Origin of the sequence: Nocardioides sp. (assembly GCF_050246775.1) — a bacterium.
Lineage (GTDB): Bacteria > Actinomycetota > Actinomycetes > Propionibacteriales > Nocardioidaceae > Nocardioides.
Genome location: NZ_JBFWVK010000005.1, coordinates 70,593 through 85,910 on the forward strand (window position 1 = coordinate 70,593; position 15,318 = coordinate 85,910).

Annotated in this window: 12 protein-coding genes; 5 read left to right on the forward strand and 7 right to left on the reverse strand. The window is 68.8% G+C overall.

Translation table 11 applies throughout. From position 1 onward, the window contains the following. Positions 1-81: 81 nt before the first annotated feature. Positions 82-1,578 (reverse strand): 30S ribosomal protein S1, encoded by a 1,497-nt coding sequence (gene rpsA, locus AB7I40_RS18950; RefSeq protein ID WP_428346813.1) that lies wholly within the window; start codon positions 1,576-1,578, stop codon positions 82-84. Between the two features lie 190 nt (positions 1,579-1,768). Beyond that, a complete protein-coding gene (locus tag AB7I40_RS18955) occupies positions 1,769-2,707 on the reverse strand; it encodes an AraC family transcriptional regulator (protein WP_428346814.1) in 939 nt (312 codons plus the stop codon). A 101-nt stretch (positions 2,708-2,808) separates the two neighbouring features. Here AB7I40_RS18955 and AB7I40_RS18960 point away from each other — a divergent pair, with 101 nt between their 5' ends. Beyond that, on the forward strand, positions 2,809-3,291 hold the full coding sequence (locus AB7I40_RS18960; RefSeq protein WP_428346815.1) for a DUF1772 domain-containing protein: 483 nt from the start codon (positions 2,809-2,811) through the stop codon (positions 3,289-3,291). Here the strand turns inward: AB7I40_RS18960 and AB7I40_RS18965 are convergent, their stop codons facing one another. Next, the gene (locus AB7I40_RS18965; protein WP_428346816.1) at positions 3,292-4,188 is read right to left on the reverse strand and encodes a phosphotransferase family protein; all 897 of its coding nucleotides are present in this window, start codon (positions 4,186-4,188) and stop codon (positions 3,292-3,294) included. A 45-nt stretch (positions 4,189-4,233) separates the two neighbouring features. Here AB7I40_RS18965 and AB7I40_RS18970 point away from each other — a divergent pair, with 45 nt between their 5' ends. Beyond that, a complete protein-coding gene (locus tag AB7I40_RS18970; RefSeq protein ID WP_428346817.1) occupies positions 4,234-5,043 on the forward strand; it encodes a class I SAM-dependent methyltransferase in 810 nt (269 codons plus the stop codon). Positions 5,044-5,053: 10 nt separating this feature from the next. Here AB7I40_RS18970 and AB7I40_RS18975 read toward each other — a convergent pair whose 3' ends face one another. Next, complete coding sequence (locus AB7I40_RS18975) at positions 5,054-5,977, reverse strand: DUF3068 domain-containing protein (protein WP_428346818.1); 924 nt, start codon at positions 5,975-5,977, stop codon at positions 5,054-5,056. Positions 5,978-6,169: 192 nt separating this feature from the next. Here AB7I40_RS18975 and AB7I40_RS18980 point away from each other — a divergent pair, with 192 nt between their 5' ends. Further along, positions 6,170-7,996 carry a hypothetical protein gene (locus tag AB7I40_RS18980; RefSeq protein WP_428346819.1) on the forward strand — a complete coding sequence of 609 codons (1,827 nt, stop codon included), beginning with the start codon at positions 6,170-6,172 and terminating at the stop codon, positions 7,994-7,996. A gap of 14 nt (positions 7,997-8,010) precedes the next feature. Continuing rightward, positions 8,011-9,174 carry an acyltransferase family protein gene (locus AB7I40_RS18985; RefSeq protein WP_428346820.1) on the forward strand — a complete coding sequence of 388 codons (1,164 nt, stop codon included), beginning with the start codon at positions 8,011-8,013 and terminating at the stop codon, positions 9,172-9,174. Here the strand turns inward: AB7I40_RS18985 and AB7I40_RS18990 are convergent. Both AB7I40_RS18990 and AB7I40_RS18995 read right to left on the reverse strand, forming a co-directional pair. Then, entirely contained in the window at positions 9,075-13,160 is a 4,086-nt protein-coding gene (locus tag AB7I40_RS18990) for an alpha-(1->3)-arabinofuranosyltransferase domain-containing protein (RefSeq protein ID WP_428346821.1), read from the reverse strand. The genes AB7I40_RS18985 and AB7I40_RS18990 overlap by 100 nt on opposite strands. A gap of 2 nt (positions 13,161-13,162) precedes the next feature. Next, on the reverse strand, positions 13,163-13,915 hold the full coding sequence (locus AB7I40_RS18995; RefSeq protein WP_428346822.1) for a class I SAM-dependent methyltransferase: 753 nt from the start codon (positions 13,913-13,915) through the stop codon (positions 13,163-13,165). Positions 13,916-14,348: 433 nt separating this feature from the next. On the opposite strand from AB7I40_RS18995, the gene AB7I40_RS19000 reads away from it, so the two are divergent. Continuing rightward, the gene (locus AB7I40_RS19000; RefSeq protein WP_428346823.1) at positions 14,349-15,161 is read left to right on the forward strand and encodes a glycosyltransferase family 4 protein; all 813 of its coding nucleotides are present in this window, start codon (positions 14,349-14,351) and stop codon (positions 15,159-15,161) included. Here AB7I40_RS19000 and AB7I40_RS19005 read toward each other — a convergent pair. Further along, complete coding sequence (locus AB7I40_RS19005; protein WP_428346824.1) at positions 15,149-15,307, reverse strand: hypothetical protein; 159 nt, start codon at positions 15,305-15,307, stop codon at positions 15,149-15,151. The two genes, AB7I40_RS19000 and AB7I40_RS19005, sit on opposite strands and share 13 nt — an antisense overlap. Positions 15,308-15,318: the final 11 nt, after the last annotated feature.

Genomic DNA, 15,318 nt, shown 5'->3' on the forward strand with positions numbered 1-15,318 from the left:
AAGCATCTGATCCCGTCGACAGCCAAATGCCGACGGCCCGGCAGGTTCCCCTGCCGGGCCGTCGAACGTGGAACGTGGCGGTCAGGCACCGCCGCCGGTGAGCTTCTCACGCAGCGCCTGCAGCGCCTCGTCGGAGGCCAGCGAGCCGCTGGTCGTCTCGTCGGCCACCGCCTCGTCGCCGTCCGTGCTCGCGCCTGCACCACTGGAGTAGGACGTGGCCTCGCTGGCCTCGACCTCTGCCTTGGCGGCCTCGGCCTGCTGCTTGACGTGGGCCTCCCAGCGGGTGTGGGCCTTGGCGTACTGGTCCTCCCACACGGCGCGCTGGTCGTCGTAGCCTTCGAGCCACTCACCGGTCTCCGGGTCGAAGCCCTCGGGGTAGATGTAGTTGCCCTGCTCGTCGTAGGACGCCGTCATGCCGTAGAGCGTGGGGTCGAACTCCTCGGAGTCCGAAGCCGCGGCGGTCTCGTTGGCCTGCTTGAGCGACAGCGAGATCCGACGACGCTCGAGGTCGATGTCGATGATCTTGACCATGACGTCGTCGTTGACCTGGACGACCTGCTCCGGGATCTCGACGTGACGCTCGGCGAGCTCGGAGATGTGCACCAGGCCCTCGATGCCCTCCTCGACCCGGACGAACGAGCCGAAGGGCACCAGCTTGGTGACCTTGCCCGGCACGATCTGACCGATCTGGTGGGTCCGGGCGAAGTGCTGCCACGGGTCCTCCTGCGTCGCCTTGAGCGACAGCGACACGCGCTCGCGCTCCATGTCGACGTCGAGCACCTCAACAGTGACCTCGTCGCCGACCGTGACGACCTCGGAGGGGTGGTCGATGTGCTTCCAGGACAGCTCCGAGACGTGCACCAGGCCGTCGACCCCACCGAGGTCGACGAATGCACCGAAGTTGACGATCGAGGACACGACACCCTTGCGGATCTGGCCCTTCTGGAGCTGGGTCAGGAAGCCGTGGCGAACCTCGGACTGGGTCTGCTCGAGCCAGGCACGGCGCGAGAGGACCACGTTGTTCCGGTTCTTGTCGAGCTCGATGATCTTCGCCTCGAGGACCTGGCCGACGTAGGGCTGCAGGTCGCGGACGCGACGCATCTCCACCAGCGAGGCAGGCAGGAAGCCGCACAGACCGATGTCGATGATGAGACCGCCCTTGACGACCTCGATGACGGTGCCCTCGACGACGCCGTCCTCTTCCTTGACCTGCTCGATGGTGCCCCAGGCGCGCTCGTACTGGGCGCGCTTCTTGGACAGGATCAGCCGGCCTTCCTTGTCCTCCTTCTGGAGAACCAGGGCCTCGACCTTGTCACCCACGGAAACGACCTCGGAGGGGTCGACGTCGTGCTTGATCGAGAGCTCACGGGAGGGGATGACACCTTCGGTCTTGTAACCGATGTCGAGGAGGACCTCGTCACGGTCGACCTTCACGATGGTGCCTTCGACGATGTCGCCGTCGTTGAAGTACTTGATGGTCGCGTCAATCGCGGCGAGGAAGTCCTCTTCGGAACCGATGTCGTTGACTGCAACCTGGGGCGCGTCGTAATCGGGAAGAGTAGAGATGGTGCTCGTCATAGGGGAAAGAATTCCTTGGATGGTGAGTCGTCGTGCGGGCGCGCGGCAAAAGCCGTTTTCACTACCGATGACAGTGGATCTGTGGAAGTCACAGTGATAGCGAGCGAGAATCCGCTCCGTCCGGGACGCAGGCAGACTTCTGGCGCAACCGTAAGACTACGCCGCGGGACTTCTCGCCGTCCAACCGGGGTCAGGCGGTACGGCGGGCGGCGCGGTGCTCGCGCGGACTTCGACCATACGCCCGCTTGAACGCGACGCTGAGGGCGAAGCTGCTGCCGTAGCCCACCTGGCGTGCCACTCGGCCCACCGTGGCCTCGGCGTCGAGCAGCAGATCAGCGGCCAGCGCGAGACGCCACGCGGTGAGGTAGGTCATCGGGGGCTCACCCAACGCGTCGCTGAACCTCCGTGCGAACGACGCTCGGGAGACGCCCACCTCCCTGGCCAGCTCCTCGACCGTCCAGGCGTGTGCCGGGTCATCGTGGAGCAGTCGCAGCGCCGCGCCGACCACCGGATCCGCGGCTGCGGCGTACCACCCGGGCGCGGTAGTCGTGGCGCTGTCGAACCATGCCCGCACGGCGTCGACGACCACCAGGTCCAGGAGGCGGTCGAGCACCGTCTGCTGGCCCGGTTGGTCCCGGGTCGCCTCGGCGGCCAGCAGACCGAGGACGGGGCTGTCCCACTCCCCTGCCCTGAGCACCGCCAGGGCAGGCAGCGCAGCGGTGAGTCGCCGCCCGACCTCACTGCGCCCTGCATAGGTCCCGATCAGGACCACCGTCGAGGCGTCCGCCCGGTTGCCCCAGGTGCGGACCCCGAGCCCCATCACCTCCGCCATGCTCTCCCCGGTCAGGGAGACGCACGCCTGACCCGGGAGGATACGCAACTGGGGAGGTGTGCCTGGACGGTCGGCGAACAGGTAGTGATCCGGCCCTCGGGCGATGGCCACGTCACCGATCTCCAGCTGATGGCCCTCCGACGGGGCACCGATGAACGCGCTGCCCGTGAGCACCACGATCACGGTCAACGGAGCTTCGTCCTCGATGATCAGCGAGAACGGCGGTTCGAGCACGGCGCGCAGCACGAACGCGCCCTGGGCGCGGGGGCCGTCGAGGAAGCTGCTCACGGCATCCATGCCGGCATGCTAGACGATCACACATGTATAGGAGCGTTCAGACCATGGAGCGTCTCGCTGCGGCAGGTTGTACTGAAGGTCCCCACTGATCAGGAGACCTCATGCTCGACGTCCTGCGCCGCCATCTCACCCTCGTCTGCGCCGTCGGGTCCGGCCTGGCCGGTGGTGTCTTCCTCGCCTTCTCGACCTTCGTCATGAGCAGCCTGGGACGGCTGCCCGACCGACAGGGCCTGACAGCCATGCAGCAGATCAACCGCGGCGCACCCAACCCGGTGTTCATGACCGTGCTCTTCGGCACCGCGGGAGCGTGCGTCGTGCTCGGGGTGTCGGCGATCCGCCACCTCGACGAACCCACGGCGCCGTGGCAGCTCGCCGGCTCGGCCTGCTACCTGGTGGCGATCGCCCTCACCGTCACCTACCACGTGCCGCACAACGATGCGCTTGCGGCGCTCGATCCCGCCGCTGCACAAGCCGGCGTCCTGTGGCGTGACTACCTGCGCGACTGGACGACCTGGAACCACGCCCGCACCGTGGCCTGCGCGGCCGCTGCCACGCTGTTCACCGTGGCGGCACGCCTCGACTGATCAATCGAGGCAGCCCGTCGGCAACCCGTGGCTCGCCAGGTCCAGCAACAGCGCCTGGGCCGCGGAGGTCACCGGGTTGCGCCCCTCGGGGTCGTGGTCGCGGACCGCGAGGTCGACCAAGGCCACCAGGTCCGCCGCCCGGCCCAGGTCGAGGAGGTCGGAGCGGCTCTCCGCCGAGCCGAGACCGCGCAGGACTCCGGCCACGAAGTCCTCGTCGCGTTCGAAGCGCAGCAGGTTGCCGAGATCGGAGTACGGCGAGCCGCTGCGTGCGAACTCCCAGTCGAGAACGCCCGTCACCTGGAGGGTGGCCGGATCGATCAGCAGATTCTTCAGGTTGAGGTCACCGTGCACCAGGCAGGTCCGGTCGACGGTGTCGAGCAGGTCCTGCGCGCTCTCGGCCAGCCGGATCAGCCGCGTGCGTAGCGAGGCGTTCCAGGTGCTCAGAGCCGGAAGCTGCGCCTCCACCCACCCGGGGAGGCCATCGGGACCCAGGTCATCGCCGATGCGCAGCGTCTCGTCGACGAACGGACCGGCCCTCAGCGTGGGGACATGGGTCAGCCGATCGACCAAGGCGCCGAGGTTGGCCCCGACCTGAGCGAGCGACTCGCGGTCCAGCATGGGGAGCAGGTGGTCGGCACGCTCTCCGGCCAGGAACTCTGTGACAAGAAGTCCGGGTAGCTCACCGGTCGGGCGCCGTACCTCCAGGACCTGAGGCACCGGAACGATCCCGCGCATCAACCGCAGCACTGCTGCGTCGATGTCGACCGCGGCCGGCCCGCGGGCCCGAGAACGTCCAGCGTGGATCCGGACCACCACCTGCTCTCCGGGTGCCCCGGTCACGAAGGTCTCGCCACTGAAACCCCCCTCGAGCGGGATCAGGTCCATCGGCAGCTCCACGGCGCCATTGTGCCCGTGGGGCTGTCTGGCCAGTAGGGTCGGTGCGTGGAACCGCACCCTCCCGTCCGGGTCGAGCGCCGGCCCGTCGACGAACGCGAGTCGCGGGTGGCCAATCAGCGTGACTGGGATGCCTACGCCGACGAGTACCAGTCCACCCACGGCAACTTCCTCGGGGACGTGGGCTTCGTCTGGGGTCCTGAGGGTCTCGGCGAGGAACAGCTCGGTCTGCTGGGCGACGTGTCCGGCAAGCGGGTGCTCGAGGTCGGCTCGGGGGCGAACCAGTGCTCACGGTGGCTCATGTCCCAAGGAGCCTGGGCCGTCGGCCTCGACCTCTCGTTCCGCCAGCTGCAGCACGCCCGTCGCATCGACGAGGAGAGCGGCCTGCGCGTCCCGTCCGTCAACGGCACCGCCACCGACCTGCCCTTCGCCGAGGATTCCTTCGACGTCGTCTTCTCCTCCTTCGGAGCCCTGCAGTTCGTCAGTGACATCGAGGTCGCGGTCGCCGAGGTCGCCCGCGTGCTGGTCAGCGGCGGGCGCTTCGCCTTCTCGATCACGCACCCGACTCGGTGGATGTTCCCCGACGACCCGAGCGAGGCCGGCCTCCTGGCCAGCCAGTCCTACTGGGACCGCACGCCGTACGTCGAGATCGATGACGCCAGCAACCGGGTCGCCTACGTGGAGCACCACCGCACGATCGGCGACTGGGTCCGGATCCTGGCCGCCTGCGGCTTCGTGCTGAAGGACATCGCCGAACCTCAGTGGCCGGCCGGCCACGAACGCATCTGGGGCGGGTGGTCACACATCCGCGGCGTGCTCACGCCAGGCACGGCGATCTATGTCGCCGACCTGGCCTGAGCCGCGTTGATCAGACCTTTGCGAGGCTGACGGTGTCGTCGGCGGCGTGGTCTCCGGAGCGGTGCGAGCGACGGATCATCAGCCCACCGGCGACCAGCATGAGGAGTCCGAGGATGACGCCCACCGGCGGCAGCACGTCGAGCAGGATCGTCAGCGTCTTGCGGTTGGCCTTGGCGTCCTCGACGTTGGTGGCCACCGTGTCATCGGTGTAGGCGACGTTGATGTCGAGGATCAGGTCCCCGGTCTCCAGCTTGAGCACCTGGCCACCCTCCTGGTCGATGATCGAGCCCGTGCGCGGGTCGACCCAGATGGTCTCGTTGGTGCTGTAGATGCCCTGCACGCCGTCGAGCACCTCGGCCGGGGTCTCCGCGACCTCGGTGGAGAACTCGTAGGTCTCCAGACCGTCGTAGTCCTTGGTGCCGACGTACTCTGCGTCGACCGTGGTGCCGAGAATGCCGTTCCAGTAGGGGTAGGTCTTCTTCTCGGTGTTGAAGGGCCACTTGTTGACCAGGCCCTCATGAGGAACGGCGTCCTTGGCGAGGTACTGGGACTTGTCGGTCGCCATCGCCGTGTGGCGATCGGTGGCGAAGGTGTCGACGGTGTTGGTGATGAGACGGTCGTCGTTCTCATCCAGACAGGCCGGAGGGTCGTCCTGGTCGATGTTGACGCACTTGGTGTTCACGAACGCGACGTAGTCCCCGTCGGAGATGTTCGGGTCGGCGCGGGTGACGCTGAGGTACTTCACCGGAAGGTCGGTCTCCACCTCGCCGGTGCCGGAGTTGAGCTTGTCGGCGGTGCCGGTCAGGTAGGTGAAGGTGTTGACGTTGAGCGGGGTGCGCTCAGCCAGGCCGGGGCCCCAGACCTTCGCGACGATGCCGGCGATGAGCAGAAATGCGCCGAGAAAAACCAGGACCAAGCCAGCCCATTTGCGCACGATGAAGCCCTCCAGAAGTAGATGAGTCGCCGAAGACTAACAGGATCTGACGCCCCTGTGCAGTCCGTCACACCCAATAGTTACGCACCAGTAGTCTCGTTTCCTACTTACCAGTAGGACTCGGGCGTGTCCTGTGACCCGACGGCTTCGGGGAGCAGTGGGGAACGACGCGCGGTGACATATAGTCCGGGCGTGCAGACACGGCTCGCGAACACCACCCAGCGGCTTCGCGACCCCGGGGTCAGGGTGATCGTTGCTGGAGTCGCCATGATCGTGGCGCAGCTCGGCTTCCGCGCCTGGGCGATCTACGGCTCCTGGTTCCAGTTCGACGACTTCTCCTTCATGTCACGGGTGATGAACCAACCGCTGTCGGAGTCGATGAGCACCGACTACGCCGGGCACCTCATGCCGGCCGGCTTCTTCCTCACCTGGTTGAACACGCAGGTCGATCCGCTCAACTTCACCCTGCCGGCCACGGAACTGTTGCTGCTCCAGGCACTGGCCAGCGTCGGTGCGCTGGTCTTCTTGGTGTCGGCGTTCGGACGTCGTCCCGCGATCCTCGCGCCTCTGGCCATCTTCCTGGCCAGCGTGATCTCCCTGCCAGCCTTCATCTGGTGGGCCGCAGGCATCAACCAGTTGCCCTTCCTCGCGGCCATCTTCTGGGGAGGATGGGCACACCTGAACTACTTGCGCAGCAGGCGCCTGGGCTGGGCCGTGGCGAGCATGACCGTCACCGTGGCATCACTGGCGTTCTACGAGAAGACGCTCCTCATCTTCATCCTCTTCGCCTTCCTCGCCCTGGCCTACTTCGCCACCGGGGACATCGTCCAACGCCTCACGACCATCCTCGCGCGCTACCGCACCGGGGTCATCCTGTACTCGACGGTGGCGGTCGGCTACCTGGCCCTCTACGTGAAGTTCGGCCTGAACTACGACCCCAACCGGACCAACGAGCAGTCCCTCATGCCGGTGCTCACCAACATGGCGGGCTATGCCTTCTCGACCGGCATCCTGGGCGGTCCGCTGAGCTGGGAGTACACGACCGACCTCTTCGCGGTCCCTTCGCCCACGCAGATCGTCACGCTGGTGGCCGTCGGGATCCTGGGGGTCCTGGCCTATGAGCTGAGCAAGACGCGGCTGCGTTCGAAGCGTGCCTGGATCCTCGTCGCGGCGTTCCTGACCGCCGACATCGTCCTGGTCACCGGTGCCCGGGCCTCCTTCGTCGGCCCGGTCATCGCCCTCGACTATCGCTACCAGACCGAGCTGGCGGCGATCACCGCCATCGCTCTCGGCCTGGCGATCCTGCCGCTGCGCGACGCCGAGGAGCTCGTCGAGGTGGCCGCGCCGAGCAACTTCCTGGACCACTGGAAGCGCACCGCGGGCGCCGTGGTGGCGGTGTGCGTGCTGGCCGTCTACTCCTCGAGCGTCTACATCAACCACTGGCAGTCCGCGCTCGAGTCGAAGACATACTTCACCACGCTGGCCAAGCAGCTCGCCGAACGCGACGAGCCCGTGCCGCTCGTGGACGTGGGGGTACCGGGCTTCCTGATGTGGGCCTTCGCCTACCCGGAGAACTCCAACAGCCACGTGCTGCGGATGTTCGAGGACGACACCTACTACCCGAAGATCACCACCGACACGATCTACATGATCGCCGACAACGGCGAGATCCGGCCCATGGTCATCAACCCCGTACGTCGAGCAGACGACCCACGCGCCCGTGGCTGTCCCTGGCCGGTCAGGAACGGCCAGGTCGACATCCCGCTCGACGGCCCCGTGATCGGCGGCGGGTGGTGGGTGCGGGCGGCGTACGTCGCGGACACGACCTCGCCGCTCGAGGTGACAGCCGGTGACAGTCACCATGAGACGGAGGTGCGGCAGGGCCTGCACAGCCTGTTCTTCCGCGCCGATGGAGACTTCGACTCGATCCAGTTCTCCGGCGTGGCCGAGGGCACGACCATGTGCGTGAGCGAGCTCGAACTGGGCCTGCCGAGCCCGCTCCCGGCGGCGACCTCGTGAGCGGGCAGTCGGCGATGACCAGCCACCGCACCTTCCCCACCCTCAACGCGGTCCGTGCGGCGGGGGCCATCATGGTGTTGATGACGCACGTCGCCTTCAACACCGGCCAGGTCGCCCAGGGCTGGACGGGGGCGGTGTTGTCGAGACTCGACTTCGGCGTCACCCTGTTCTTCATCCTGAGCGGCTTCCTCCTCAGCCGCCCCCTCTACCTGGCCCGCGCTCAGGGCCTGCGGTTCCCACCGGTGCGTACCTACTACTGGAAGCGCGCCCTCAGGATCCTGCCCCTCTACTGGGTCGTGGTGAGCGCGGCGCTGCTCCTCGATCCGGCGAACGACGGCGCGGGCCCCGGCCGCTGGATCACCGACCTCACCCTGACCCAGGTCTATCGCCCCAGCCTTCCCTCGAGCAGCCTCACGCAGATGTGGAGCCTGTGCGTGGAGGTCGCCTTCTACGTGGTCCTGCCCCTCCTCGTCGCAGCCACCGGACGAGAGTTCCGCCTGCGCCGGATCATGGCCTGGCTCGCCGCTCTCGCAGTCGCTGGCGTCGCCTGGCAGTCGTGGGCCGCCACCGTCTCGGACGTGACGCACCACCAGTCGCAGTGGCTGTTCGGCTTCCTGCCCTGGTTCTGCATCGGAATGCTGTTCGCGGCCGTCAGCGCCGACCACGTGGTCCGGCCGCGACAGAGCCGACTCGATCGCTGGGGCGCGGACCTCACCGGGTGTTGGATCCTGGCGGCCGCCGTGTTCGCAGTCGCCTGCACCCCGGTCGCCGGCCCGCGCACCCTCATCGCCTCGACCGCACTGGAGAGCGGTCTCAAGTGCGTGCTGTACGCCGTCGCCGGGACGTTCTTCGTTCTCCCCCTGGTCTTCGGTCCCGCGCTCGAAGGCCGGGTGCGCGGCTTCCTGGCCAGCCCGATCCCGTTCGGGCTGGGCGAGATCTCCTTCGGAGTCTTCGCCATCCACATGTTCGTGCTGATCAACGGCATGCGGGTGCTCGACATCGAGATCTTCACCGGGCAGTTCGGCTTCGTGCTGGTCCTGGTGGCGGCGGTGACCGGGATCCTGGCCACCGCGTCGTTCTACGGCTTCGAGCGACGCTTCCTCAGACTGAAGGATCGCGGCCCGTTCGGCTCAGGCACGAACAGCACCAGTGCGAGGGCCAGCGCACACAACATCTGAACGGCGTACCCGGTGGCATCGGAGTCCACCGAGTTCAGCACCGACGGCACCACCCGGGGCACGGCGGCCAGCATCACCAGTCCGCCGGCGGCGAGCGCCAGGGAGTCCAGATCGACGCTGCGCAGCCGGCGCAGGGCGAGGGTCACCACGATCACCGCCCCGGCGCCGAACCACCCGGTCAGCAGACCCGCCCCCACGACCGCGATCGCCACGTCGCCCCAGCCGGCCCAGGCTGCCCTCAGACTCGGGCGCGGGTCGGGAGTACGTCGCCGGACCAGCAGGCCCAGCGCCAGGACCAGCAGGACCCCGGCCCCACCGATCCCCAGTCCCGTGACGTAGCCGCGCTCGGGGGCATAGCGGAACTCGACCCGGCCGGCACTGCCGCCGGGGACCTGCCAGCCCTGTTGCCAACCGTCCACCCGCTGGGCCACGAGCGGTGTCCCGTCGAGGGTCGCCTGCCAGCCGGCGTTGAAGTTCTGGGCCAGAACCAGGGTGGAGTCGCCCTCCGTGGCCGGGAGGTCGAGCCCCCGCGGGGACCCGGACCTGTCCACCTCGAGGTCGAGGGAGCTGCCGACCGGTGCCACAGCAGCCGGCGAGCCCCCGGTGAGCTCCAGCGTCACTCGCTCCACCCGGAACAACGGGGACGGCAGCGCCAGGACGGAGCTCCCGCCTTCGGCGAGCATCACGTCGTCGACAGGCGCGCACAGCTCCAGTGGCACCTCGCTCCCCCGGATCAGTGTCGACACCGACGCGGACACCCGGGTCTGGAACGACTCGTCGCCGATGGTGACCTGGGGGCCCGTCCCACACGGGAACCGCTGAGGGTTCCAGGAGTCGTCAAGCGTGGCTCCGTTGATGCGCAACTCCGAGACCCCGGCCGGAAGTCCCGTCACGGTGCCGCCATCCTGGGTCACCGCCTCGTCCACGTCGTCGATCACGATCCTCGCCTCGCGGGTGCGCCAGCCGGGAAGTTCGACGCGCCCGGTGTCGTCGACGGTGCGGGTGACCTCGCGGTCGCCGGCCGACACCGTGACCCGGGACGGTGCGCTGGCAGCCGCATGCACGCCCAGCCGGAAGTCGAGACTGTCGAGCCGCTGTGCCTGGCGCCAGCGCAGATCGATCGTCGGCGGATCCTCACCGGCGGCGATCCACGTCGTGCCCAGATCACCGTCAGTCATGGCCTGGGGCCGGACCGCGACATCGGCCGGGCGTGCCGTCGAGGCCAGCACCCGCACCCCGCGGTTCTCGGCGAGTGCCGCCGCGAGCCGAGCCCCCCGGCGCAGCGACACGGTCGCAGCGACGCGGTAGTCCCCGCCGGCGGTCACTGCGAAGCGTCGCGCCACCACGTCGCCATCGTCGCCGTGGCTGCCCAGGAACGGACGGCACACGACGGTGCCCTCCACGCTGGGACACGCCGACTTCTCCGGATCCCGCCGCAGTTCGATGCGCTGGACCACCGACGTGGCCGGTGGTGCGGGGAGGTCGACCCAGCGTTGGGCCGCCACCCCGTCCAGGTGAACCTCAGCGAGCGACCACGAGGTGTCCGCGGAACGTCCGGCGTCCACCGCGGTGATCCGCAGGGCGCTGACGGAGGAGAAGTCGAGGCGATAGGTGCGCCGCTGTCCCGGCGCGGGAGCGGCGACCACCTGCGCCTGGTCGCCTGATGAGAGCCTCAGCGACGGGACGGCGATGGAGTCGCGACCCATCGTCACGCTGACCCGGGTCAGTGCGGTGGGCTGAAGCAGGTCGACCTGCCACCACTGCGAGTCGGGCAGGGTGTTGCGGGCGGTGCTCCACTCGGTCCGCGGGTCACGGTCCAGCGCAGCACCCGGGTGGTTGCCCCGTTCCAGCGGCGGCTCGGCGTCGGCGTACGCCTGGGACGAGCTGGCGCTCACCGCCGCGATGCCCGTCCAGGCCTCCGTGCTCTGCCATCGCTCCTGGTCGTCGAGGAAGCGGTGGAACTGCTCGGGGCCCGGCCGTCGCGGAAGGCTGCCGGCCGGTTGGGTGGATGAGGCGTTCGAACGCACGGCTTGGAAGGCCACCTCACGTCGGCGCAGCTCGTCGGTGAGCACCACCCGTCCGACTTGGTCGGGTGACAGGTCCGGGGTGAGCACCCAGGGGCCGGAGTCCTCCGAGGCCGCCCCCGGAGCGCCGATCCGCGAGGGCGCCTCCGGCAGCAGCGATGCAGCACCGGTGGCTGCCTCGACCCGGTAGATCTCCACCGAGGCGACCGGCTGGCTCAGTCCCCCGTTGATCACGAACCGGGTGCCGTCGTCGACCACGCCGCCCTGGACCTCCCCCACGGTCGGCCCGAAGCTCGCTGCCAGCTCGAGCCCGGGTGAGCTGACCAGGGCACTGTGCAGGTAGGCCGGGTCCGGAGCACCCGTGGTGAGTCGCTCGAGGTCGTTGCGCACCACCACCAGGTCCACCCCGGCCGCCCTCAGCATCGGTGCCAGCTCATCACTCGGGCGCCCGCTCTCCAGCCTCTCGGTGAGCGCGTCGAGCCACACCACGTTGCCCGGCTCGGCCAAGGGGATCACATTGCGCACAGCCCAGTTGGAACGCGCGTAGCCCTGGAGTACATCGTCGTGCGTGCTGCCCCAGGTGTAGTCACCGAAGGCGGCGGCCGGCACCTCGACGGCGGTGCCGCGTCCCTCGTCGTCGAGGTAGCGGGCCGCCTGCTTCCAGTAGTCGGGGACGGCGGCGAAGCCGCCCGGGGCCGCCACGGCTCCCTGCAGCCACGGACTGGCCAGTCCCAGTACGGCGAGAAGAGCGGCCCCGCGCAGCACCAGTGCCGGTCGCCACCGGCCCACCTGGTCGGCCACGGGCGGCCGGGCCAGGAGGTGGACCAGTCCGAGGCTCAGCACCAGGCGCAGCACCGCGTCGTACTTGTGCGTGTTGCGAAGCGGAGACAGCAGCTCGTCGAGCCAACCTTGGCGTTCCCCGCCGAACCATCCGTGCAGCGTGCCCGCATACCCCAGGCCAACCAGCATCAATCCGCTCAGCAGTCCCAGCACCAGGAACCGTCGCTCGGGATGGTCACGCATCGCCAGTCCCACGAGCCCGAGTGCCGCCAGTGCCGCGGCGTCGAGGAGCAGGAAGGAGGTCGACACCAGCGTGGCGCCGGCAGGGAAGCTGGCAGGTGCCAGGTAGGCGACCCAGTCGGAGGTGCCGAGCAGGGAGTTGAGCAGGCCGGTGGGGGCGGAGGTCAGGTAGGAGTTCTCGATGTAGTCAAGGAACGGTGGGCTGTAGCGGCCGAGCTGGACCAGCGGGATCAACCACCACAGCGACCCCAGCGTCGTGAACAGGGTCCACCAGCCGAAGAGCGGCCACTTGCGGGGGCCGGGTGCCCGGGTCAGGATCCACACCACTCCCAGCGGGAGGACCGCGGAGACGGCGGTGGCGTTGACGCCGCCGCAGCAGGTCACCGCCAGCGCAGACAGTGCCGCAGCACGGCGTACCGACCCGACCCGCGACCCGCGTACCAGGGGCAGCAGCACCCAGGGGGCGAGGGCTGTGGGCCAGAGCTCGACCGAGGTCTCACCGAGCAGGGAGGTCATCCGGGGGGCGAGCACGAACGCGAACGCCGCCACGACCTGGGTCCAGGGCTTGCCCAGCCTCAGCTCGCGGCACAGCGCGATGACCCCGAAGAAGGCCAGGCACAGCAGCAGCACCCACCACAGCCGCTGCACCACCCAGTCCGGGACGTGGGCAGAGTGGCCGGCGAGGAAGAAGGGACCCATCGGCCACAGGTAGCCGTAGGCCTGGTTCTGCAGCTGCCCGAACGCCTGGCCCGGATCCCACATGTGGGTGGCACCAGCCAGGAACCGGCCCGGGGCCGAGACGAGGTCGAACTTGGTGTCCGGCACGACCCGACCCGGGGACTGGGCGAAGGATAGGGCCGCGAGGATCGCCACGTAGCCCCACATGCGCAGGGGTGAGGTCGCCAGTGGACGGCGCGGTGCGGGAGGCGGGGAGGACGGCACGCTCAACGCTTGCGCACCACGATCACGAGGTTCCAGGTGGCCAGCTCACGCAGCACCGGGATGCGGGTCAGCAGATAGCTCCAGCGTGGGTTGTAGCGCGGGATCGTCGCGAGCACCTCGCCGTGGCCCTGCTGCCGTGCCCAGGCCAACCCACTGCCCACGGTGACAGCGAAGAGGGACTCCCCGAACTTGTTCTTCGGCTCGTGGCCGTGGGTGCGCTGGTAGCGGCGGCGGGCCCGAAGCCCCCCGACGAAGTGCCACGGCGACGTCTCATGGCCGCCCCAGGGGCCGTACCAGACCGTGTAGGAGATGAACGCGATGCCCCCGGGGCGGGTCACGCGCATCATCTCGTCGGCCATCCGCCAGGGGTCGGGGACGTGCTCGAGCACGTTGGAGGAGTAGCAGACGTCCACCGAGGCGTCGCGGAACGGCAGGTTCATCCCGTCCCCGATGACCGTGCCCTGCGCGATCGAGCCCAGCCCGGAGAGCTCGCCGACATCGGCGTCCAGCGCCACGTAGTCGGCTCCTGCGGCCCGGAACGCATCGCGGAAGTAGCCCGGCCCCCCGCCGACATCGAGCACGAGCGATCCCTCGAGGTCGTGGTAGCCGGACAGTTGCCCGATGGAGTCGTGGGCCAGTGCGGAGTAGAAGCGCCGGGGGTCGTCCTGCTCGTGACGGAAGTCCCCGAAGAGCCGGATCGAGCGTCGCAGGGTCGGCGCCCACCGGCGAGGAGGGACACTGGACTGGCTCGGCACCCGCCGACCCTACCCGAGAGTAGCCTCGACTGTGCGGTTGGCCGCGGTTGCGACTACCCTCCCGGCGTGACCTCTCCCGACACCTCCGCTCTCGCTGGCCGGCACGTGGCCCTGTTCAGCTGGCGCGACACCCTGAACCCTGAGGGCGGTGGCGCCGAGAGGTACCTGGAGAAGATGGCCGACGGACTCGTGGCCCGCGGTTGTCGCGTCACCATCTTCTGCGCCGCACACGCCGGAGCCGCTCCGCAGGAGACGATCAACGGGGTGCGCTACGTGCGCCGTGGATCGAAGCTGTCGGTCTACGTCCGCGGCATGCTGATGCTGCTGGGCCGTCGGTTCGGTCACGTGGACGCGGTCGTCGACGTCCAGAACGGGCTGCCGTTCTTCACCCGCCTGGTCACCCCGGCGCCCTGTCGTCGTCCTGGTCCACCATGTGCACCGCGAGCAGTGGCCGGTGGTCTACCCCGGCCTGACCGGCACGGTGGGCTGGTGGATCGAGCGCACGGTGGCGCCCTGGCTGTATCGCCGGTGCCAGTACGTCGCAGTCTCCCAGGCCACCCGCTCCGAGCTGGCCGAGCTCGGGGTCGATGCCACCCACGTCGCGGTCGTGCACAACGGCACCGACCAGCTCGTGCCCGTGGCCACCACCAAGTCGACCCATCCCAGCATCTGCGCGGTCGGGCGACTGGTGCCCCACAAGCAGCTGGAGCACGCGATCGACGCGACCCTCGAGCTGCGCCGTGACCTTCGGGAGCTGCGGCTCACCGTGGTCGGCAGCGGCTGGTGGGAGCCCCAGCTCAAGGAGTTCGTCGCCGAGCGCGACGCCCAGGACGTCATCGAATTCACCGGACACGTCGACGAGCTGCGCAAGCAGGAGATCTACGAGCGCTCCTGGGTGATGGCCCTGCCCTCGATCAAGGAGGGATGGGGGCTCGTGGTCGGCGAGGCAGCCATGCACGGCACCCCGACCGTCGCCTATCGCTCGGCAGGCGGGACCCGGGAGTCCATCGACGACGAGCGCTCTGGTCTGCTCGTCGACACCCTGCCGGAGTTCGTGGAGGCCCTGCGCACGATCCTCACCGACGAGGAGGTACGCACGAAGCTGGCTGCCGGAGCACGGGAGCACAGCGGGCGCTTCACCTGGGAACACTCACAGGCGGCTTTCGCCCACGTCATGACCTCAGCGATCAGAGGCGAGTGGGTGTCCAGTCAGGACGAGGTGACCGACGAGGATCAGTTGCCGTAGTCGATCTGGGACGAGGGCGGGGCGGTGATGTCACCGGGGCTGTCGGAACTGGAGTTCACCGACGACGACACGAGACCGACGACAGTGACGCCGGCAACGACGCCACCGACCAGCAGACTGCCGATCGTGCCCAGAATGGTTCCCACGATGTGATTCC

What these genes read in the sequence shown, in the direction of transcription:
- rpsA (WP_428346813.1), bottom strand. Translation starts at nt 1,578, where the DNA reads ATGACGAGCACCATCTCTACTCTTCCCGATTACGACGCGCCCCAGGTT.
- AB7I40_RS18955 (WP_428346814.1), bottom strand. Translation starts at nt 2,707, where the DNA reads ATGGATGCCGTGAGCAGCTTCCTCGACGGCCCCCGCGCCCAGGGCGCG.
- AB7I40_RS18960 (WP_428346815.1), top strand. Translation starts at nt 2,809, where the DNA reads ATGCTCGACGTCCTGCGCCGCCATCTCACCCTCGTCTGCGCCGTCGGG.
- AB7I40_RS18985 (WP_428346820.1), top strand. Translation starts at nt 8,011, where the DNA reads ATGACCAGCCACCGCACCTTCCCCACCCTCAACGCGGTCCGTGCGGCG.